14 protein-coding genes are annotated in these 21,626 nt (G+C 75.5%); 4 read left to right on the forward strand and 10 right to left on the reverse strand.

The window, feature by feature from the left end:
• Positions 1-66: 66 nt before the first annotated feature.
• From ACFQ6N_RS07930 to ACFQ6N_RS07940, 3 genes are read right to left on the reverse strand one after another with little or no spacing between them, the layout of a single operon-like run.
• Positions 67-1,470, reverse strand: a complete 1,404-nt coding sequence (locus ACFQ6N_RS07930) for a DHA2 family efflux MFS transporter permease subunit (RefSeq protein ID WP_380647663.1) — start codon at positions 1,468-1,470, stop codon at positions 67-69.
• Positions 1,467-1,652, reverse strand: a complete 186-nt coding sequence (locus ACFQ6N_RS07935; protein WP_380647664.1) for an MbtH family protein — start codon at positions 1,650-1,652, stop codon at positions 1,467-1,469. Before ACFQ6N_RS07935 ends, ACFQ6N_RS07930 begins: the two co-directional genes overlap by 4 nt.
• A complete protein-coding gene (locus ACFQ6N_RS07940) occupies positions 1,649-9,121 on the reverse strand; it encodes an amino acid adenylation domain-containing protein (RefSeq protein WP_380647665.1) in 7,473 nt (2,490 codons plus the stop codon). Before ACFQ6N_RS07940 ends, ACFQ6N_RS07935 begins: the two co-directional genes overlap by 4 nt.
• A gap of 143 nt (positions 9,122-9,264) precedes the next feature.
• Between ACFQ6N_RS07940 and ACFQ6N_RS07945 the strand changes: the two genes are divergently transcribed.
• A complete protein-coding gene (locus tag ACFQ6N_RS07945) occupies positions 9,265-10,485 on the forward strand; it encodes an amidohydrolase (RefSeq protein WP_380647763.1) in 1,221 nt (406 codons plus the stop codon).
• Between the two features lie 121 nt (positions 10,486-10,606).
• Here ACFQ6N_RS07945 and ACFQ6N_RS07950 read toward each other — a convergent pair whose 3' ends face one another.
• The 7 genes from ACFQ6N_RS07950 to ACFQ6N_RS07980 form a co-directional block, all read right to left on the reverse strand.
• A complete protein-coding gene (locus tag ACFQ6N_RS07950) occupies positions 10,607-11,416 on the reverse strand; it encodes an AMP-binding protein (protein ID WP_380647666.1) in 810 nt (269 codons plus the stop codon).
• Entirely contained in the window at positions 11,416-11,649 is a 234-nt protein-coding gene (locus ACFQ6N_RS07955; protein WP_380647668.1) for a phosphopantetheine-binding protein, read from the reverse strand. Before ACFQ6N_RS07955 ends, ACFQ6N_RS07950 begins: the two co-directional genes overlap by 1 nt.
• Complete coding sequence (locus ACFQ6N_RS07960) at positions 11,646-12,362, reverse strand: isochorismatase family protein (protein ID WP_380647670.1); 717 nt, start codon at positions 12,360-12,362, stop codon at positions 11,646-11,648. The genes ACFQ6N_RS07955 and ACFQ6N_RS07960 overlap by 4 nt, the downstream gene beginning before the upstream one ends.
• 30 nt (positions 12,363-12,392) lie before the next feature.
• Positions 12,393-14,051 carry a (2,3-dihydroxybenzoyl)adenylate synthase gene (locus ACFQ6N_RS07965; protein WP_380647672.1) on the reverse strand — a complete coding sequence of 553 codons (1,659 nt, stop codon included), beginning with the start codon at positions 14,049-14,051 and terminating at the stop codon, positions 12,393-12,395.
• A complete protein-coding gene (gene dhbC, locus ACFQ6N_RS07970; RefSeq protein WP_380647674.1) occupies positions 14,048-15,259 on the reverse strand; it encodes an isochorismate synthase DhbC in 1,212 nt (403 codons plus the stop codon). Before dhbC ends, ACFQ6N_RS07965 begins: the two co-directional genes overlap by 4 nt.
• A gap of 135 nt (positions 15,260-15,394) precedes the next feature.
• Positions 15,395-16,210 (reverse strand): 2,3-dihydro-2,3-dihydroxybenzoate dehydrogenase, encoded by an 816-nt coding sequence (locus ACFQ6N_RS07975; RefSeq protein WP_380647675.1) that lies wholly within the window; start codon positions 16,208-16,210, stop codon positions 15,395-15,397.
• 378 nt (positions 16,211-16,588) lie between these two features.
• Complete coding sequence (locus ACFQ6N_RS07980; protein WP_380647676.1) at positions 16,589-17,734, reverse strand: CapA family protein; 1,146 nt, start codon at positions 17,732-17,734, stop codon at positions 16,589-16,591.
• Between the two features lie 615 nt (positions 17,735-18,349).
• Between ACFQ6N_RS07980 and ACFQ6N_RS07985 the strand changes: the two genes are divergently transcribed.
• From ACFQ6N_RS07985 to ACFQ6N_RS07995, 3 genes are all read left to right on the forward strand, one after another.
• Positions 18,350-19,552, forward strand: coding sequence for a M48 family metalloprotease (locus ACFQ6N_RS07985; protein ID WP_380647677.1), 1,203 nt, complete (start codon positions 18,350-18,352; stop codon positions 19,550-19,552).
• Positions 19,553-19,582: 30 nt separating this feature from the next.
• Positions 19,583-20,005 (forward strand): MarR family winged helix-turn-helix transcriptional regulator, encoded by a 423-nt coding sequence (locus ACFQ6N_RS07990; RefSeq protein ID WP_380647678.1) that lies wholly within the window; start codon positions 19,583-19,585, stop codon positions 20,003-20,005.
• A gap of 295 nt (positions 20,006-20,300) precedes the next feature.
• A complete protein-coding gene (locus ACFQ6N_RS07995) occupies positions 20,301-21,548 on the forward strand; it encodes a PP2C family protein-serine/threonine phosphatase (protein WP_380647764.1) in 1,248 nt (415 codons plus the stop codon).
• The last annotated feature ends 78 nt before the right edge of the window (positions 21,549-21,626 follow it).

Genomic DNA, 21,626 nt, shown 5'->3' on the forward strand with positions numbered 1-21,626 from the left:
TCCGACCACCGTACGGCAGCCGGGCGCCGGAGGAGTCCTGTCCCGCGTCGGTGTCAGTCCTCGGCGTCAGTCCTCCGGGGGCGGGCCCGGGGGCTCCGTCGGGAGGCGGACGGCGAGGAGGGCGCCGGCGGCGACCAGCAGCGCCGTCAGGAGGAGCGCGAGCCGGTAGGGGGTGGTGCCCGCGTCGGCGGGGAGGGCGCCGATCAGGGCGGCCGTGGCGGCGATGCCCAGGGCGCCGCCGAGGGTGCGCAGGATGGTGAAGAGACCCATCGCGCGGCCCATCGCGGGCGGGGGCACGTCGGCGAAGCCCGCGATCTGGACGGTGAGGACGGCGGTGCCCAGGATCAGGCCGACGCCGAACATCAGGGCCCGGACCAGCCACGGGTTCTCGGCGAAGCCCAGGGCCGCGAGGACCGCCGCCGCCAGCAGCAGGGCGGGCAGGGCCAGCCGGCGGGGGCCGAGGCGGGGCAGCAGGCGGTCCACCACCTGGGAGGCGGCCATCAGGCCGATGGCCTCCGGGAAGACGCTCAGCCCGGCGTCGAGGGCGGAGGCGCCGAGCGCGGCCTGGTAGAGCAGCGGCAGGGCGAACAGCGCGCCCATCAGCCCGGCCGAGGTGAGCAGGGCCAGCCGGCTCGCGGTGCCGAAGGTCCGGTCGGCGAGCAGCCGCAGGTCCACCAGCGGCTCGTCCGAGCGGAGCTGGTGGCGGACAGCAGCACCCAGCAGCACCAGGCCGGCCAGGCCGCCGAGCGCCACGCCCGGGGAGGACCAGCCGTGCGCGGGGCCGAAGCCGAGCGCGTAGGTCAGCAGGCCGAGGCCGGGGGTGGCGAGCAGGAAGCCGGTGGTGTCGAAGCGGCCGGCCGGGGGTTCCTCGGCACCGCGCAGGGCGACCAGCCCGGTCACGACGGCGGCCGCCCCGATCGGGACGTTCACCAGGAACAGCCAGTGCCAGGACAGGTGTTCGGTGAGGAAGCCGCCGAGCGGCGGCCCGAGGGCGGGCATCAGCGCGGTCGGGACGATCAGGAACCGGCCGAGGCCGGACCGCTCGTGCGGGGCGAAGGCCCGGAACAGCAGGGTCATCCCGACCGGCGTGAGCAGTCCGCCCGCCACGCCCTGGACGGCCCGGGCGGCGGCCAGCGAACCGAGGCCGGGCGCGGCGGCGCACAGGGCGGAGGCGAGGGTGAAGGCGCTCAGCGCGCCGAGGAACACCCGCTTCACCCCGTACCGGTCGCCCAGCCAGCCGGCCACCGGCAGGCCGAGGGCGAGGCCGACCAGGAAGGCGGTCTCGACGGCGTTGGCGGCCGAGACCGGGCGGCCGAAGTCCTCGGCGATGCTGAACAGCGCGGGGTTGACGATCGTCGAGTCCAGGCCGTTCATGCACATCGCGGCCGTGTAGACGACGACCACCGCGGCGCGCCCCGCGAGCAGGGGGCGCGCCGGGGCCTCGGCGCCGGGGGTGGCCGGTGGGGTCACAGGGCGGTCCAGTGCGCGGTGATCCACTCCAGCACGGCGGCCCGCTCGCCCGGGCCGTGGGCGGCGCTCCAGCCGGCCGGGACGGCGGCGAAGGCGGGCCAGAGGGAGTGCTGCCCCTCGGGGTTGACGAGGGCGAGGAACTCGCCGTCCGCGTCGAAGGGGTTGACGGGGGCGTCACTCATCGCTGGTCTTCTCCATCATCGGTCCTGTCGGTCCTGTCGGTCTTCAGGTGGTCGGCGATCACGCTCGCGATGTGCGCGATCGGGGCGGGCAGGGTCATGTCCTTGTGGGAGCAGGCCACATCGGTGTCGGCGATCCGGCCGGACACGTACGGGGTCCACAGTTCGGGCACCAGCGCGTCGTCGATGGTGTCGACGGTGGCGCGGAAGAACAGCACGTCGCCGTCGAAGCGGCGGTGGTCGTAGCCGCGCACCAGGTGGTTGGTGTTGAGGTAGATCCGGTTGAGCGCCGCCACGGTGGCGTCGTCCAGTCCGGCGAGCGGGCTGCCCTCGCGGCGCAACAGCTCGGTGACGGCGTCGAGTTCGAGCGGACGGCCGGCGAGGTCGTCCGGCCCGAAGCCGCCCATGGTGAGCAGCGCCTCCAGCGCCTCGGCCTGGTCGGGGACGGGCAGGTCGCGGAAGCCCTCGGCCGGGTAGGCGTCCAGGATGGCGAGCAACTCGACCTCGTGGCCCAGCTCTTGGAGCCGGACCGCGACGGCGTGCGCGATGATCCCGCCGGTGGACCAGCCCATCAGCCGGTACGGGCCCTCGGGTTGGACCTCGCGCAGCCGGTCGGCGTAGTGCGCGGCCAGTTCCTCCATCGTGCCGGGCAGCGGCTCGGCGGCGGTGGCCGCGCCGACGCCCTGGGCCTGGAGGCCGTAGATCGGGACCTCGCCGGGCAGGTTGCGGATCAGGCCGGTGTAGCACCAGCTGAGGCCGCCGGCCGGGTGGACGGCGAACAGCGGGCGCTGCCGTCCGGGGGCGACGGGCCGCAGCGGGAGCAGGACGTCCAGGGCGTCGGGCTCCCGGGCGCCGGCGTCCTGCGAGCCGGCGGTGAGCGCGGCGTCGAGGGCGGCCACGGTGGGCGCCTGGAACAGCGTGCCGATGCCGACGTCCAGGCCGAGCACCTCGCGGATCCGTCCGGCGAGGCGCACCACCAGCAGCGAGTGCCCGCCGAGGGCGAAGAAGTCGTCCTCGACGCCGACCGCGGCGACGCCCAGCACCTCGGCGAACAGTTCGCACAGCTGCTGCTCGCGCGGGGTGCGCGGCGGGCGGCCGGCGCCGGTGACCGGCGCGTCGGGGGCGGGCAGGGCCCGGCGGTCGAGCTTGCCGTTGGCGGTCAGCGGCAGCCGGTCGAGCAGGACGACGGCGGACGGCACCATGTGGCCGGGCAGCCCGGCGGCCGCGTGCGCCCGCAGGTCCTCCGCCGCCAGGCCGTCGGCCACCGCGTACCCGACCAGCCGCTTGTCCCCGGGGACGTCCTCGCGGACCACCACCGCGGCGTCGGCGACGGCCGGGTGGGCGGCCAGCACGGCCTCGATCTCGCCGAGTTCGATCCGGAAGCCGCGCAGCTTGACCTGCTGGTCGGCGCGGCCGAAGTACTCCAGGACGCCGTCGGCGCGGCGGCGGGCGAGGTCGCCGGAGCGGTACATCCGGGTGCCGCTCTCGCCGAACAGCCCGGCGTACGGGTCGGCGACGAACCGGGTGGCGCTCAGGTCGGGGCGGCCGAGGTAGCCGCGGGCCAGGCCCGCCCCGGCGACGTACATCTCGCCGGTGACGCCGGGCGGGACGGGCTGGAGGTGCCCGTCGAGGACGTAGACCCGCAGGTCCGGGATGTTGACGCCGATGGTGCTGCTGCTTCCGGCGGCGGCGCTCGCCCGGTCGAGGGCGATGTACGAGACGTGCACGGTGGTCTCGGTGATGCCGTACATGTTGACCAGGGTCGGCGCGTCCTCGGCGTGCCGGGAGTACCAGTCGTCCAGGCGGGCCAGTTCGAGCGCCTCGCCGCCGAACACCACGTAGCGCAGGGCGAGTTCGCTGCCGGGGCGGTCCCGGTCGGCGGCGCTGAGCTGGTAGAAGGCGGACGGCGTCTGGTTGAGCACGGTGACGCGCTCGCGGGCGAGCAGGTCGAGGAAGGCGGACGGGTCCCGGCTGACCAGGTGCGGGACGACGACGAGCCGGCCGCCGTGCAGCAGGGCGCCCCACAGCTCCCAGACGGAGAAGTCGAAGGCGTAGGAGTGGAACAGCGTCCACACGTCCTCGGCGCCGAAGCCGAACCAGTGGTCGGTGGCGGTGAAGAGCCGGACCACGTTGCGGTGGGTGACGGGCACGCCCTTGGGGCGGCCGGTGGAGCCGGAGGTGTAGATGACGTACGCGGTGTCCCCCGCGTCCAGCGGGCGGGTGCGTTCGTGCTGGGCGAGCGGAACGGCCGGGTACCGCGCGGCCTCCGGGCCGTCGACCAGGATCTGCGGCACCTCGTGGGCGGGCAGCCGGGGCGCGGTGGCACGGTCGGTGAGCAGGGCGGCGGGGCGGGCGTCGGCCAGCATGTAGGCGAGGCGGTCGGCCGGGTAGTCGGGGTCGAGCGGCAGGTAGGCGGCGCCGGACTTGGCCACCGCCAGCAGGGCGACGACGAGTTCGAGCGAGCGCGGCAGGGCGAGGGCGACGATGGTGCCCGGGCCGATGCCGCCGGCGGCCAGCAGCCGGGACAACCGGTCGGCGCGGGCGGCGAGTTCGGTGTAGTCGAGCTGGTCGTCCTGGTACCTCACGGCGATGGCGGACGGGTTGGTGGCGGCTGCCGCCTCGAACAGCTCGGCGAGGGTCGCGGAGGGGGCCGCAGCAGCGGGGGTCGGGGCGGCCAAGGCGGTCGGGGCGACGGCCCCCGGGCCCGAGCTGGTCGGGGCGCTGTTCCACTCGACCAGGGCGCGCAGCCGCTCCTCCTCGCCGATCAGCGGGAGCCGGCCGATCGGGGTGTCCGGTGCGGTGCCGGCCGCGGTGAGGAGCCGGGCCAGGCGTTCGCCGAGCGCGGCCACGGTCGCGGGCTCGAAGAGGTCGGTGCGGTACTCCAGGAAGCCGCCGATGCCGCCGCCGGGCAGTTCGCCCGCGTTGAGGGTGAGGTCGAACTTGGCGGTGCCGCTGGGGACGGCGGCGATCTCGGCGGTGAGGCCGCCGCCCAGGGCGAGGCGCTCGTCCGGACGGCTCTGCCAGGCGAGCATCACCTGGAACAGCGGGTGCCGGGCGAGCGAGCGGGCCGGGTTGAGCTCCTCGACCAGGCGGTCGAAGGGCAGGTCGGAGTGCTCGTGGGCGCCGAGGACGGTGGTGCGCACGCGGGCCAGAAGTTCGCGGAAGGTCGGGTCGCCGGACGTGTCGGTACGCAGGACGACGGAGTTGACGAAGTAGCCGACCAGTGCGGCGGTCTCGTCGTCCTCGCGCCCGGCCATCGGGGTGCCGACCGGGATGTCGGTACCGCAGCCGTGCCGGGTGAGCAGCGCGGCGAGCCCGGCCTGGACGGCCATGAAGACGGTGCTGCCCGCGGCCCGGGCGATCCCGGCCAGGGCGGCGTGCGCCTCGGCGTCGAGGACGAACGGCACGGTGGCACCCCGGTGGCCGGCGACGGCCGGGCGGGGGCGGTCGGTGGGCAGTTCCAGCTGGTCGGGCAGACCGGCGAGGGCGGTGCGCCAGTACTCCGTCTGCCCGACGGCGAGCGGGGTCGGCGCGTCGGCGGTGCCGAGGCGCCGCCGCTGCCAGGCCGCGTGGTCGGCGAACTGCACGGTGAGTACGGGCAGTTCGTGGTCACGCCCGTGCAGGCGGGCGGTGTGGGCGGCGGCCAGGTCGTGGAGCAGCGGGGTGGTGGAGGCGCCGTCGCCGGCGATGTGGTGGAGCAGCAGCAGGAGGGTGTGCCGGGCGGGCCCGTCGGAGAACAGGGTGGCCCGCAGCGGCGGCTCGGCGGTCAGGTCGAAGGCGTACCGGACGGCTTCGGCCAACTCGCCTGATCCGTCGTGCAGTTCGACGGGTGCGGCGGGCAGGATCCGCTGGTACGGCGTGCCGTCCGACTCCTCGCCGTAGACGGTGCGCAGCACTTCGTGCCGGGCGACGAGGTCGCCGAGGGCGAGGGTGAGCGCGTGCCGGTCCAGCGGGCCGGTGAGGGTGAGCACCAGCGGGATGTTGTAGGTGGGGCTGGGGCCTTCGAGTCGGTGCAGGAACCAGAGTCCGCGCTGGGCGGGCGACAGCGGCATCCGCTCGGTGCGCGGGACGGGCACGAGGGCGGGACGCGGTTCGGCGGTGCCGGTCGGGCTTCCGTCGGCCGTCGGGATTGCGCCGGTCGGGCTTCCGTCGCTCGGGCGGTCGGCGCCGGCCGGGCGGTCGGAGTCGGCCGCGTTGTCGAACAGGGCGGCGAGGCCGGCCGGGGTCGGGTGACGGAACACGTCGGCGAACCCGACCGGCGCCGCGAAGGTCTCGCGCAGCCGGGCCGCCAGACGGCCGGCGAGCAGCGAGTGGCCGCCGAGGTCGAAGAAGGAGGCGTCCCGGCCGGGCGCCCGCGGCAGGCCGAGGACGTCGGCGAACAGTCCGCAGACCAGTTCCTCCCGGGGGGAGGCCGCCGCGCTGCCCTCGACGGCGACGGCCGGCTCGGGCAGGGCGCGGACGTCGAGCTTGTCGTGGGCGGTACGCGGCAGTTCGTCCAGCAGCAGGATGGCGGACGGCACCATGTGCGCGGGCAGTCGGGCGGCGAGCGCGGCGCGCAGCCCCTCCGGGTCCGGGACGGACGCGGGCTCGGCGGCGGTTGCGGTCGCGGTTGCGGCCACGGACACGGACGCGGGTGCCGACACCGGGACGACGTAGCCGAGCAGACGCCGGCCCTGCGGTCCGGGACGGGCGATCACCACGGCCTGGGCCACGCCGGGCAGTTCGGCGAGGACGGCGGCGATCTCGCCCGGCTCGACCCGGAAGCCGCGGATCTTCACCTGGTCGTCGGCGCGGCCGAGGAACTCCAGGGTGCCGTCCGGACGGCGCCGGGCGAGGTCGCCGGTGCGGTACATCCGGCTGCCGGGCGGGCCGAAGGGGTCGGCGAGGAAGCGTTCGGCGGTGAGGTCGGGGCGGCCGAGGTAGCCGCGGGCCAGGCAGGCGCCGGCGACGTACAGTTCGCCGGTGGCGCCGTCGGGAGCGGGGCGCAACGAGCCGTCCAGGACGTAGGCGCGGGAGCCGCGCACCACCCGGCCGACCGGGGAGCCGTCCGGGCCCGGGGTCCAGGCGTACGCGTCGACGGTGGTCTCGGTCGGGCCGTAGAGGTCGACCGGGTGCAGGCCGGGGACGGCGGTGAGGCGCTGCCAGAGGGCGGGCGGGGTGGCCTCGCCGCCGACCACGAGGACCGAGGGGCGGTGCCGCCGCTCGTCCAGGATGCCTTCGGCGATGAGGACTTCGAGATAGGAGGGGGTCAGGTCGAGGTAGTCGACCCGCTCGCGGTCGAGGTGGGCGGCGAGGGCGGCCGGGTCCCGGTAGGTGGCGTCGTCCAGCAGGTGGAGCTCGTGGCCGTGGACCATCCACAGCACCGGGTCCCAGGAGGCGTCGAAGGCGAACGAGGCGCTGTGGGCGACGCGCAGGCGCTCGCGGCCGGTGCGGCGCACGGCGGGGGCGATGTGGTCCTCGGCCAGGCCCGCGTGCAGGTTGGCCAGCGAGGCGTGGGTGACCACCACGCCCTTGGGGCGCCCGGTGGAGCCGGAGGTGTGCAGCACGTAGGCGGGGTTGTGCGGTCCGGGTGCGGGCGGCGCGGTGTCCGGTTCGCCGTCGGCCTCCCCCGGCCGGACGGTGGGCAGTCCTGCGGGCAGCCCGAGGGCGGCGAGGCCCTCGGTGGTGCCGACCGCGCACACCGGGCGGGCGTCGGCCAGGACGGCGGCGAGCCGCTGCGGGGGGTGGGTGAGGTCGAGGGAGACGCAGGCGCCGCCGGCCTTGAGGACGGCGAGCATCGCGACGAGCGTGTCCGTGCCGCGCGGCAGGGCGATCGCGACCGGCGCGCCGTCCCGGACGCCCAGGGCGACGAGGCGGTGGGCGAGCCGGTTGGCGTCGGCGTCGAGTCGTGCGTACGTCACGCTGGTCCGGCCGCTGCGGACGGCCACCGCGTCCGGGGTGCGGGCCGCCTGGGCGGCGAACAGCTCGGGCACCGTCCGCTCCGCCGGGGGCTCGCTGCGGCCGGCGGTGGCGCGGCGCAGACCGTCCGCGTCGAGCAGGTCGATCCGGGCGATCGGCGTCTTCGGGTCGGTCAGGAGCAGGTCGGCGAGGGCGTCGAGGTAGCGCAGCAGGCCGTCGTGGTGGACGGCGAGGGAGGCGGCGTCGTGGCGGTCCGGGTCGGCGTCGATGACCAGGCGCAGTGCGCCGTCCGGGCCCGGTGAGACGTTCAGGGCGAGGTCGTCGACCGGGCCCGCGGCGAGGTTGCGGACGGTGCCGGGCAGGCCGGCCAGGTCGAGGTCGCCCTCGAAGGCCTTGATGTTGACCATGGGGCCGAACAGGGCGTTGCGGTCGCCGGTGCGGCCGAGGTCGCGGCGCAGGTCCTCCAGCGGGTAGCGCTGGTGGCGGCGGACCGCGCGCAGCTCGCGGACCACGTGGCGCAGCAGCGCCTCGGCGCTGTCGGCGGGGCGCACGGCGAGGCGCAGCGGCAGCACGTTGGCGGCGGCGACGGGGGTGCGCAGGGCGGCCGGGCCGCGGCGGTTGGCGAGCGGCAGGCCGAGGACGACGTCCTCGGTGCCGGCCAGGCGGTGCAGGTAGCCGGCGGTGGCGGCGAGGAGCAGTTCGGCCCAGGTGGCGCGGACGACGGTGGCGGCGCGCTCCAGGCGGTCGCGGGTGCCGGCGGGGAGGTCGGCGGTGAGGCGCAGGGGGGACGGCGCGGGCGCTGGCGTCGTCGGCGTCGGCGTCGGCGCGGCCGGGTCGGCGGTACGGCCGAGTGCGCACGGGAGAGCCGGGAGGGTCGCCGGGGCGTCGATGTCGGCCATCCGGTCGGACCAGTAGGCGCGGTCGGTCCGGTAGTCCTCGCCCTCGCGGTACGCGGCCTCCTCGGCGGCGGCGTCGGCGAGGCCCGCGAACGGGCTCGGGCCGGGCTCGGAGCCGTCGGTGTGCGCGCGGTACAGCTCGGCGACGCGGTCGCCGAGGAGGGTCAACGCGTAGGCGTCGACGGCCAGGTGGTGGATCCGCCGGTACCAGAGCCGCCGGTCGCCGGCGAGGCGGATGAGCGCGTGGGTGAACAGCGGGCCCTCGGCGAGGTCGGCCGGGCGGGCCAGGTCGGCGCGCATCCAGGCCTCGGCGGCGGCCCGAGGCCCTGCGTCCGGTGTCTCGCTCGCGTGCTCGGCGGTGCCGGCGCGCAGGTCGAGGCGGTGCAGCGGCCATTCCCGGCCGGGGCGCACCCGCTGACGGGGCGTGCCGTCGGGGCCGGTGACGACGACGGCGTTCAGCGCCTCCGCCTCTACCACCGCCTGTCGCAGTGCCCGCTCGAACCGGTCCTCGTCGAGCGGGCCGGTGATCTCGACGGCGTCACCGGTGTTGTAGACCGGGCTTGCGGGGTCGAGCGCCTGGGCGTACCAGACGGCGGCCTGGGCGGCGAGCAGGGGGATGTCGACGGCCTGGGTGTCGTCAGTCCGGGTGTCGCCAGGCTGGGTCTCGGCGGCGGGCATGGTTCGGAGAGCTCCTCGGGGATCCGGAACGCCTTACTTAGGTTAGCCTAATCTAACTTCATATGATCTGGTCAACAGCCCGGGTGAGTCCGGGCCCTGACGCCACCCCGGAGGCGCTCCCCATGCCCCTGCACCAGCCGCCGATGCCGCTGCCGGCCCCGACCTCGACTCCGGCCCCGACCCTGGCCCCGGCCGAGATCAAGCAGGACGTCCACGACCGCGTGCACGCACACCGGGACGAACTGCTCGCACTGAGCCGCCGCATCCACGCCCACCCCGAAACCGCCTTCGAGGAGCACCGCGCCGCCGCCTGGTGCGCCGAACTGCTGCGCGACCACGGCTACCTCGTCACCGCCCCCGCACACGGCCTGGCCACCGCGTTCAGCGCGAGCCTCGGCAGCGGACCGGTCACCGTCGCCCTGGTCTGCGAGTACGACGCGCTCCCCGGCCTCGGACACGCCTGCGGACACAACCTGATCGCCGCCGCGGGCCTCGGCGCGGCACTCGGGCTCGCCCCGTACGCCGAACAACTCGGGCTCACCGTACGGGTGATCGGCGCGCCGGCCGAGGAACGCGGGGCGGGCAAGGCACTGCTGCTGGAGGCGGGGGCCTTCGACGGCGTGGACGCGGCGATGATGGTCCACCCCTGCCCGGTGGAGGTCGCCGACTTCCGCTCCTTCGCGCTCGGCACGCTGTCCGTCCGCTACACCGGACGGGCCGCCCACCCGAGCCTCAACCCGCACGAGGGCCGCAACGCCGCCGACGCGCTGACCGTCGCACAGGTCGCGATCGGGCTGCTGCGCCAGCAACTCCCCCCGCACTGGCGGGTGCACGGCGTCACCACGGCGGCCGGGACGGCACCCAACCTCATCCCGGACAGCGCGAGCGCCGAGTACGAGATCCGGGCCTCGGCGGCCGAGGACCTCGTGGAACTGCGCGCGCGGGTCGAGGACTGCTTCCGTGCGGGAGCCCTCGCCACCGGATGCGAGGTGGAGCTGACCCGCCCGGAGCCGGACTACCTGGACATGCGCTCCGACTCCGGACTGCTGACGCTGTGGCGGGCCAACGCGGCGGCGCTCGGCCGGCCGGAGCCGGTCGAGAGCGGGCCGTTCGCCTGTACGGACATGGGGAACGTGTCGCACGTGGTGCCCTCGATCCATCCGGTACTGGACATCACCGGCGGCGCCTGCGCCCCGCACGAAGCGGCGTTCGCGGAGGCCGCGCTGGGCGCGGAGGCGGAGCGGGCCGTCCTGGACGGCGCGGTGGCGATGGCGTGGACGGCCGCGGACCTCGCCGCGAGCCTCGCCGCGGGCCTGGCGGCGGACCCGAGCGGGGCAGTGAACGCGGTGGCGACGAACGAATGACAGCCGACAACTTTCAGCGAACAGATAACGAAATCTGTTCGCTGAAAGTTGTCACTTGTCACTTGTCGCTCGCCGGCCGTCAGCCGCCCGCCCTCAGCCGTCGACCCTCAGCCGTCGACCCTCAGCCGTCGGCCAGCGCCGACGACGCCACCCGCACCGCCGTCACGCCCAGCTCCCGCACCAGCGTCCCGACCTCGCCCTCCCAGCGCGGGTCGGCGAGCACCACGGCGGCACCGGTCCGCAGCGGCCAGAGGAACTCCCAGAGCGGCAGCCCCAGGTGCAGCACCCGGTCCCCCGGGCCGAGCGGGTGGGCCTCCTGCAACTCGCGCACCCGGCGGTCCGCCTCGCCATGGGTGAGCCGCACCGCGGTCGGCCGCCCGCCCGGGCCGTAGCCGACGCAGAGCAGGTGGTGCGGGGTGAGCGCCCGCGGCGGGTCGGTGGGCAGCTCTCCGTCCGTCTCCAGCCCGGCGAGCGCCCCCGGCACCCCCTCCCCCAGCACGCACACCGGCGCGCTCTCCGCCAGCACCCGCTCACGCCGCCCGGGCGCGTCCGCCGGGTCCAGCGGCAGGTAGGCCGCACCCGACTTCACCACGGCCAGCAGCGCCGTCACCAGGTCGGCCGGTCGACTGGCGGCGGCCAGGCCGACCACCGTGCCGGGGCGGGCCCCACGGGCGGCCAGGGCGCGCGCCAGCCGGTTGGCCGAGGCGTTCAGCTCCCGGTAGGTGACGGTCTCCCCGCCCGCGAGCACCAGGGCCGGCGCGTCCGGCGTCCGGGCCGCCTGTGCCTCGACCGGCCCGACCACAGTCGTCGCCGGGTAGGCGACCGGGCGGCGGGGCAGCGGAGGCACCCCGATCGGCGCCTCCTCCCGCAGCAACTCCGCGACGGCGCCCCGCAGGCCCCCCGGGACGGCGTCCCGGACGACCGCCTCCATCACGCCGCACCCAGCAGTTCGGCCCAGGCCTCGACCGCCGGGCGCTCCGCGAGCCGGACGAACGCCACATCGGCGCCCTCCGCCCGCCAGCGCTCGGCCAGCGTCATCAGCCGGATGGAGTCCAGCCCCCAGTCGACCAGGTTCTCGTCCAGCGGGATGTCCGCCGGGTCCTCGCCGAGCAGGTCGGCGACCTCGGCCCGGATCCGCTCCACCGTGAAGCCCACGCCCGTCACTTCCCGTCCACCTCGTCCGTCTTGTCCGTCTCGTCCGTCTCGGCAGCCTTGCCCGTCCCGCCGTCCGCCGCGCCCTTGCCGTCCAGCATGGCGAGCACGGCCTCCGTCGTGGTGACCATCCCGCAGCGCCCGGCCACCCAGGCCAGCGCGGCGCGGTGCTCGGCCGGGCCGAAGTCGGCGACCGCGTCGGCCACCACGAAGGCCGGCAGGTCCTGCATCCAGGCGTCGCAGGCGGTGGCCTGCACCCCGATGTGGGCGTACACGCCGGTGATCACCAGCTGGTCCCGGCCCTGCTCGCGCAGCAGCCGCTCCAACTCGGTGCGCACGAAGGCGCTGTACTTCCACTTGGTGAGCACCGTGTCACCCGGCGCCGGCGCGACGGCGTCGGCGATCGCGGTGGCCCGGGCGTCGTCCGGGATGCCCGGCCCCCAGAAGTCCTGCTGCAGTCCGCGTTCGGCCGCGCTCTGCCCGCCGAGCTGCGCGGAGTAGAGCACCGGCACCCCGGCGGCACGCGCCGCACCCGCCAACGCCGAGACGTTGCCGAGGAGTTCGGGCACCGGAGCGGCCTCGGCGTCGAAGGCGCCCAGGAAGTGGTTCTGGAGGTCGTGCACCAGCAGGACGGCGCGCGCCGGGTCCACCGTCCAGGCCACCCGGTTGGCGGGCAGTTCCTCGGCGGCGGGCATCGGATAGGAGGGAATGCGGGGCAGGCCCACGGTGGTCGTTCCTTAGCAACTAGACGGAAATCAACGGGCGGTGAGGGAGGCCGCGATGGCCGCGCGCAGGTCCTTCTTGCTGACCTTGCCGATGCCGGTGGCCGGGAAGGCCGCGACGAACTCGACCCGGTCCGGCACCTTGTAGTCGGCCAGCCCGCGCTGCCGCACGAAGCGCTTCAACTCGACGCCCTTCGGCGGCTGTTCGAGGTGCTCGGGGCGGAGCACGACGTACGCGCAGGTGCGCTCGCCCAGGTACGGGTCGGGCATCGACACCACGGCCGCGTCGTGCACGGCGGGGTGCGCGAGCAGGTGGTTCTCGATCTCCTCGGCCGCGACCTTCTCGCCGCCCCGGTTGATCTGGTCCTTGGCCCGCCCCTCGACCACCAGGTGGCCGGTCGGGGTGCGCCGGACGAGGTCGCCGGTGCGGTAGTAGCCGTCCGCGGTGAAGGAGGCGGCGTTGTGCTCCGGCGCGTTCCAGTAGCCGCGGATGGTGTACGGGCCGCGCGTCAGCAGGTGGCCGGTGGCGCCGTCGGGCAGGTCCCGGTCCTGGTCGTCGACCACCCGGACCTCGTCGTCCGGGGAGATCGGACGCCCCTGGGTGGTGGTGATCAGCTCCTCCGGGTCGTCCAGCCGGGTGTAGTTGACCAGTCCCTCGGCCATCCCGAACACCTGCTGGAGCGTGCAGCCCAGCACCGGACGCACCCTGCGGGCCGCCTCCGTACTGAACTTGGCACCGCCGACCAGCAGGACCTCCAGGCTCTCGTACCCCCGGGCGCCGCGTTCGGCCGCATCCAGCCAGAGCAGCGCGAGCGGCGGCACCAGGCCGGTGATGGTCACGCCCTCGCGCTCGATCAGCGGGAAGGCGGTCTCCGGGCTGGGCTGCGGGCAGAGCACGACCCGGCCGCCCGCGTACAGGGTGCCGAGCGAACCCGGCGAGCTGAGCGGGAAGTTGTGCGCGGCGGGCAGCACGCACAGGTACACGCTGTCCGCGTCCTGCCCGCACAGTTCGACCGAGCCGCGCAGCGAGTAGATGTAGTCGTCGTGGGTGCGCGGGATCAGCTTCGGCACGCCGGTGCTGCCGCCCGACAGCTGGAGGAAGGCCACGTCGCCGGGCTCGGGTTCGTCCGAGGGGCCGGCCCCGTCGCACGGCACGTCCGACAGCCGGACGTGCTCCCCCGGGTCCTCGCCGGCCACCAGCACCAGCCGCAGCGCGGGGCTCTCCGCCCGGACCCGGGAGGCGAGTTCGCGGTAGTCGAAGCCGCCTTCGACGGCCGGCACCACGTACGCCGCCGCGCCCGTGAAGGAACAGAAGTACCCGATCTCGGTGTACCGGTGCGCGGGCAGTGCGAAGACCGGCAGCGCGCCGATCCGGAACAGGGCGAAGACCACCTCGAAGAACTCGGCGGCGTTGGGCAGTTGGACGACCACCCGGTCACCGGACCGGATCCCCCGGGCGAGCAGCCCGGCGGCCATCCGGTCGGCCCGGCGGTCGAGTTCGGCGTACGTCCAGCGCCGGTCGCCCGCCGCCACCGAGTGGCCGCCCGGGTCGACGACGGCGATCCGCTCGCCGTGCGCGGCGGCGCGCTCGCGCAGCATCCGCCCGAAGGTCTCGCCGCGCCAGTACCCGGCGGCCCGGTAGCGCTCGGCGAACTCGGCAGGGTACGGGGTGAACCCCTCCGACGGCGTCACCGGGACACCCCCGCGGCGTCCAGGAAGGTGCGGAACTTGGCACTGGTCTCGGCGAGTTCGGCCGCCGGATCGGATCTGTCGACCACCCCGGCGCCGGCGTACACCCGCAGCGTCCGCTCGTCCGCCTCGGCGCAGCGGATGGTGACCACCCACTCGCCGTCGCCGGTCGCGTCGCCCCAGCCGACCATGCCGGTGTAGAGGCCGCGGTCGAAGGGCTCGACCTCGCCGATCACCCGGCGCGCGACGTCCGTCGGCGTACCGCAGACCGCCGGGGTCGGGTGCAGGGCACAGGCGAGCTCCAGGGCGGAGACCGCCGGGTCGGCCAGTTCGCCGGTGATCGTGGTGGCCAGGTGCCACATCGCGGCCGTCCGTACCAGGGTGGGCCGTTCGGGCACGTCCAGGGTGCGGCAGTACGGCGCCAGCGCCTCCCGGATGGCATCGACCACGACCGCGTGCTCGTGCAGGTCCTTGGGCGACTCCAGCAGGGCGGCGGCGCGCCGGACGTCCTCGCCGAGGTCCTCGCTGCGCGGCACCGAGCCGGCCAGCGGGTTGGCCAGCACGGCCGTTCCCCGGCGGGAGAGCAGGAGTTCGGGGCTGGCGCCGATCAGCGTCCGGTCGCCGCCGGCCGGGACGGCGAAGGTGTAGCCGCCCGGGTCGCGACGGGCCAGCCGCTGCAGGATCGCGGGCAGGTCCAGCGGCTCGGCCGCGCTCAGTTCCAGCGTCCGGGCCAGCACCACCTTGCTCAACTCCCCGCCGCGCAGCCGCTCGACGGCCGCCGCGACGCCCGCGCCGTACGCCTCCGGCTCGGGCACGGGGCGGATCCGCCAGTCGGTCCGCTCGGCCGCCGGCGCGGGCAGCGCGATCAGCGGGTCGTCGCCCAGCGCCCCGGCCGTCCGGACCCGCTCGGGCACGGAGAGCTCGACCCTGCTGTCCCGGTCGAAGGCCACCGCGCCGACCACCAGCGGCAGTTCGCCCCCGGCCCGGCCCGCCTCGGCCAGCGTCTCGGCGACCCGCACGGGCAGCGGCCGACCGTCCTGCGGCACCCGGGCGCGGACGCCGTCGGCGAGCAGGGTGCGGGTCGGCGAGGCGAAGAACGCCTGGTCGGGGGCGGCCCGGTACTGGCCGAGCAGTCCGCTGGCCGCGCCGATGACGGCGTGGTCGGGGCCGCCGGCGGCGGGGGCCGCCAGGGCGTGGTGCACCGTGGTCACGGTGGATTCTCCAGTCTGGGACGGTTCTACGGGGGAGCTGAAGGAGCTGCGGGGAAGCGGCGGTTCCACGGGCGCGGGGGTTCCACAGGTGCCCGGGTTCCACGGGCGCCGGCGGTTCCACGGGCCGGGGGCGGCTCAGGCGCGCAGGGTCGCGCCGCCGTCGACGTACAGGTCGTGCATGGTGATGTGCCGCGCCCGGTCGGAGGCCAGGAACACCACGGCCTCCGCGATGTCGGCGGGCGCGGCGATCCGCCCGAGCGGGATGCCGACCCGCCAGGAGCCCAAGTCGCCGTCGATGACCCGCTGTTCGGACGCCTCCGCGTCCTCGCCCCACAGTGCGCGCTGCATCTCGGTGTCGGTCGACCCGGGCGACACCACATTGCACCGCACTCCGGACCGGGCGAGCTCCAGGCCGAGGCAGCGGGTGAACATGGTGGCCGCCGCCTTGGACGCCGCGTAGGCGGCCATCCCGGCCCGGGGCACCCCGGCGGCATTGGACCCGACGGTCACGACGGCCCCGCGCCCCCGGTCCGCCATCCGCCGGCCGACGGCCCGACTGGTGTGGAAGACCCCGGTGGTGTTGACGGCGAAGGTGTCCGCCCAGTCGGCGTCGGTGAGTTCGACGACCGGCGCGGTCCGCAGGATGCCCGCGACGTTCACCAGCGTGGCGATCGACCCGAGCTGCTCTTCGATCAACTCGACGGTCTTCTCCACCGATTGGGCGTCGGAGACGTCCAGCACGTACGGTCTGACGCCCGGCACCTCCGCGACCAGGGCCTCCAGCGCCCCGGCATTGCGGTCCACCGCCGCGACGACGGCTCCCTCGGCCACCAGCGCCCGGACCACGGCCGCGCCGATGCCCTGCCCGGCCCCGGTCACCATGGCGACGGAACCGGCGAATTCGGACTGCTGCTGCACAGGACATCCCCTCCGACCAGCAAGATTAGGCAAGCCTAACCTAACACAGTTGTTCGCTTACGCCGAAGGCCTGTGCGAGCGTCAATTCGAACCACCGGTCGATACATCGACCCGAATGCCGGTCGGCCGAGCATCCGACGGGGCGAGACGAGACGGACCGTCTCGGTCGGCGACGCGGGCACCCCCTGGCCAGAGCCGCGACCCGGCCTGACCTGACCTGACCTGACCTGACCGCCAGTCGGTCGGTCGGTCGGTCGGTCGGCAACAGCAACAGCAACAGCAACAAAGGCGGCGGCACTACCGCCCGTCAGACCAACCGGTCACCCTCGGAGGGGCGCCACGGCGCGAGCCGAGTGGTGGTCAGCTACTGCCGCCCGAAGGCCGGCCCCCGCCGAGGGGCGTACGGCCGCCTCAGCGCGCGGCGGCGGCGGGTGCGGTCGGGGCCGGGGTGAGGGCGGCGCAGCCGCGCAGGCCGTCGCGGCGCTTGAGGGCGGCCTCGGCGGCGGCGCCGGTGACCGGTTCCGGGATGCCCTTGTCGTCGATGGTGGCCGGGGTGAAGGCCTCGCCGGTCACCTTGCCCGCGGCGGTGAGGGTGAGGGTGGTGACGCCGGTCTCGTTGGAGTTGGGGTAGTTGGAGGTGCCGTACCAGAGGAAGTTGCCGAAGCCGTACCCGATGTAGGTGTTGCCGATCATGCCCGAGCCGACCATGGTGTGCGCGTGGGTGCCGACCACGGCGGTGGCGCCTGCGGTGGCGAGCTTCTTGGCGACGGTGGTCTGGGCGGAGGTCGGGCAGGCCTTGCCCTCCTCGCCCCAGTGCAGGTAGACGAGTACGACCGGGGCCTGCTGCTTCGCCGACTCCACGGCCTTGACCAGCGCTGGGACGTCCAGAGCGGAGGCTATGCCCGGCTTGTTCGCGCCGGCCCGCCACTTCTGGTTGGTGAGGTCCTCGACCTGGCTGGCGGCGACCACCGCGACCTTCACCCCGCGCACGGTGGTGACGTACGGGGCGTACGCCTCCTTGGCGTTGCGGCCGACTCCGACGATCGGGATCGGCGAGGAGTCCTTGGCGGCGAGGGTGTCGGTGAGGCCGTCGGCACCGAAGTCCACGGCGTGGTTGTTGGCCATCGAGACGACGTCGACGCCCGAGTCCTTGAGCACCGACAGCGCCTTGGGCGAGGTGCGGAAGGTGTACAGCTTGGGCTCCGGGGCGCCGCGCCCGGTGATCGCGGTCTCCAGGTTGAGGACGGACAGGTCGGCGTCGGCGAGGGTGCGGGAGATCGGGCCGAGCGCGGGCTCGGGCGGCTGGACGGCCAGCCGGTCGGCGGTGCGTCCCTCGAAGTGGACGTCCCCGGCGAAGGCAACGGTGATGGTGCCGTCGGGCCGGGGTGCGCCGCTCTTGCTCGGGGCGGCGCCGGAGGGTGCGGCGCCCGGGGTCGGGGCGGCGGACGTCGGGGCGGGCGCCGCACCGGCCGGGGCCGGGTCGGGGTCGTCCGGCCCGCAGGCCGTGACGGCGGTCAGTCCGACGAGCAGCGCGACGGCGGCCGCGGCACGGCGCATGAGTGGTTCCCCCCGAGGACGATGCAAGAGCGGTCAGCCTACGCCACCGGTTCGGCACCGATTGGCCCCGTATCCGCAACATTTCGGGCACAGGACGACACCGGCACCCCCTCCCCCGGCCCACTCGTCCCAATCACCCCACCCGTCCCGGCCACCGTGTCCCTGGCGCGACGGCGGGGGTGGCGCGCAGCGTGGTGTGTAGGGGGGCGCGGACGCGCTGCAGGGGCGCGGGCACGGCACGGAAGCGCCGCCCCGCACCGACTGTTCGGAGACCCGGAGGCCCGGATTTCCGAAGGCCCGGAGGCCCGGATGTCCGGATGTCCGGAGGCCCTATGTCCGAGGGACGGGTAGAGAGGTAGAGGGGCCCGAAGGTCCGGAGGTGTGACGTGACGGGCGGCGACAGACCCTCCCCGGCCCGGGACGCACCGGGCGGCACGGCCGCGACGGCCGGAGGAGTGCGCGCCGCCCGACCGGGTACGCCATGCTGAACCGCGACACCCGCCCCGGAAGACCGGACGACCGGAAGAGCCGCACCCGCCCATGGACAGCACCCCCGATCCCCGGCCCACGCCCGGACCGACCCCCGACCCGGAGGCGGCCCCAGGTACGACTGGTGTGACTGGTACGACCCCCGACGCGGCGGCCGACTTCACTCCCGCCGAGCGCGCCCGGGGCCGCGCGCTGCGCCGCGCCCAGCTGCCGTGGGCACTGGGCGGCCGGCTGGCGGGCCTGGCGCTGACCCTGCTGCTCGGCCTCACCCCCGTCGGCGCCGGTCTGGTCACCGCCACTGGCAGCTGGTTCGGCGGGTCCCGGACGGCGGCCGTCCTGGCGGGCTCGGCGGCCCTGGTGGTCCTCGGCCAGGCACTGCAACTGCCGTTCGGCGCCCGGGTGCGGACCGTCCGGGCGCGGTACGGGCTGGTCACCCAGGGCTGGTCGGGCTGGGCACTGGACACCCTGCGCGGCCTCGGGCTCGCCCTGGTCCTGTTCCCCCCGATCGCCCTGGGGCTGTTCGCGCTGACCGGCTGGTCGCCGCAGCGCTGGTGGCTGCCGGCGGCGGGCGCGGCGGCGCTGCTGACCGTCGTCCTCTCCTTCCTCCACCCCCTACTGATCGAGCCGGTGTTCAACCGCTTCACCCCGATGCCGCCCGGCGAGCCGCGTACGACGCTGCTGGCGCTGGCCGAGCGGGACGGCGTCCGGGTGCGGGACGTCCTGGTGGCGGACGCGTCCCGCCGGACCACCGCGCTCAACGCGTACGTCTCCGGGTTCGGCGCGACCCGCCGGATCGTCGCGTACGACACGCTGCTGACCACCGCCGAGCCGCGCGAGGTGGAGCTGGTGGTCGCGCACGAGCTGGGGCACGTCAAGCACCGGGACGTGCCGGCCGGCACCGCGCTGGGGGCGGTCGGGGCGGCCGTCGCGGTGGCCGTCCTCGGTCTGCTGGGCTCCTGGCGGCCGCTGCTGGACGCCGCCGGGGCGGCGGACGCGGCGGATCCCCGGGCGCTGCCGCTGCTGGCCGCGCTCGCGGCGCTGCTGGGTGCGCTGTCGGGTCCGGCGCAGTGCGCGGTGAGCCGCCGGATCGAGGCCCGGGCGGACCTGCACGCACTCGAACTGACCGGTGACGCCGAGCAGTTCGTGGCGATGCAGCGCAGACTGGCACTGGCGAACGTCTCCGATGTCGACCCGCCACGGGCGCTTGAGCTACTGTTCGCCACTCACCCGAGTGCGACCCGCCGGATCGCCGCCGCCCGTGCCTGGCAGGCCGCGAGGGCACGGTCCGCACCGGAGCGCCGCGCGAGCCCGGGCGAATCCGTTGTATAGTGCAACAAATATCGAGGAGGTAGGAACGCCGTGCCCGGCCGCCAGTCGTCCATCGACACCATCCAGCGCGAGCTGACCGCCTTCGCCCGCCGTGCCCGGCACAAGGCCTCCCAGCTGCACCCCGACCTCTCCCTGGTCACGTACAGCATCCTCGACCTGATCACCGAGCGCGGCGGCTGCCGGGCCGCCGACGTGGCCGCGCACTTCATGCTCGACAAGTCCACCGTCAGCCGCCAGGTCACCGCCCTGGAGAAGCTCGGTCTGCTGGCCCGCGAAGCCGACCCGGACGACCAGCGCGGCCAGATCCTGCGCGCCACCGAAGCCGGACTGACCCTGCTGCGGGACGCCAACGAGCAGCGCCGCCACGCCTTCACCACGCGCTTCACCGACTGGTCCGACGAGGACATCGCCCGCTTCGCCGACTACCTGGCCCGCTACGGCGAGGAAGGCTGACCGGCACCGCCCGGGCGGAGGCCGCCAAGGCATCGGCCGCCCAGGCGGAGGCCGACGGGGCATAGGCCGCCCAGGCGGAGGCCGACGGGGCATAGGCCGACAGGGAGGACTCCCGGCGGAAACGGCGGCACGACGGAGCCCGTCGACCGGCCGCCCACCGCCCCTCGGGGTGCGCCCCGCCGCCCCCACGGTGTACAGAGGAGGGGTGCCCCTCCGGCAGCGTCCCGATGCGCCGCACCCGCCGCGCGCGCAGTACCCCCCCGACCGCCGCCGCGCCTGGCGGCCGGACCGCCGGGTGCTGACGGCGCTGACGCTCGCGCTGATCGTGCTGATCACCGTCGTCGACGTGCTCTCCCCGCCGGACATCCACCTCGGCCCGCTGTTGATCGTCGCCCCCGCGCTCACCGCCTCCTTCGCCGGCCCCCGCGCCACCGCCGGGGTCGCCCTGCTCGCACTCGCCGCGCTGACCGTCATCGGAGCCGCCCGCGACGGCCTGACCAGCGCCAACATCGAGACCCAGCTGAGCGCACAGGTCGTCGTCTCGGCGCTGATCGTCGGCCTGCGGGTGCTGCGCGAGCGGCACGAGCGCGAGCTGGCCCGGGTCCGGTCGGTGTCCGAGGCCGCCCAGCGGGTACTGCTGCGCCCGCTGCCGGACCGGATCGGGCCGCTGCACCTGGCCTCCGTCTACCTGGCCGCCGAGGCCGAGGCGCAGGTCGGCGGCGACCTGTACGCGGCCGCCCGGACCGCCACGGGCACCCGGCTGCTGGTCGGCGACGTACGCGGCAAGGGCCTGTCCTCGCTCGGCGACGCGGCGCTGCTGCTCGGTGCCTTCCGGGCCGCCGCCCACCTGCACGCCGACCTGCCGGACCTGGCCGCCTACCTGGACGGCAGCGTCAGCTGGGACCTCGCCCAGCTCGCCGAGCAGTCCCGGCAGGCGCGGCAGACGGCGCAGGCCCTGCGCGGCCTGCCCCGGGCAGCGCCCGAACCCGCCCCGGAGGAGAGCGGCGAGTCCTTCATCACCGCCGTGCTGCTCGACATTCCCGACGACGGCGGCCCGGTCCGGCTGATCGACTGCGGCCACCCGCCCCCGCTGCTGCTGCGCCCCGGCGGCATCACCACCATCGCCGCCCGCCACCCCGCCCCGCCGCTGGGCCTCGGCGAGCTCGCCCCGACGCGCTACGAGGTGGAGACCTTCGCGTTCCGCCCCGGCGACCGGCTGCTGATCTACACCGACGGCGTGATCGAGGCCCGGGACACCCAGCGGCGCTTCTACCCGCTCACCGAGCGGGTCACCATCTGGCGCACCGAGCGCCCCGCCGCACTCCTGCACCGCCTGCGCCGCGATCTGCTCACCCACGTCGGCGGGCGGCTGGACGACGACGCCGCGATGGTCGTGGTCGAACGGCTCCCGGACGACGGCCCGCCCGGGAACCGCTCCGCGCCGGGCGTCAGGTCCGCCGCCGCCACCGGTCGGCCCGGTCACCGCAGCCGCACCGGGACGCCCGGCTCGGGCGCAGCCGGCCCCGACAGCGGCCCCGGCTGACCTGCTGACCGGCGGGCCTGCTGACCTGCTGACCTGCTGACCTGCTGACCGGCGGGCCTGCCGACCGGTCCGCGGCCC

The sequence above is a fragment of the Kitasatospora sp. NPDC056446 genome (assembly GCF_042796115.1).
GTDB lineage: Bacteria > Actinomycetota > Actinomycetes > Streptomycetales > Streptomycetaceae > Kitasatospora.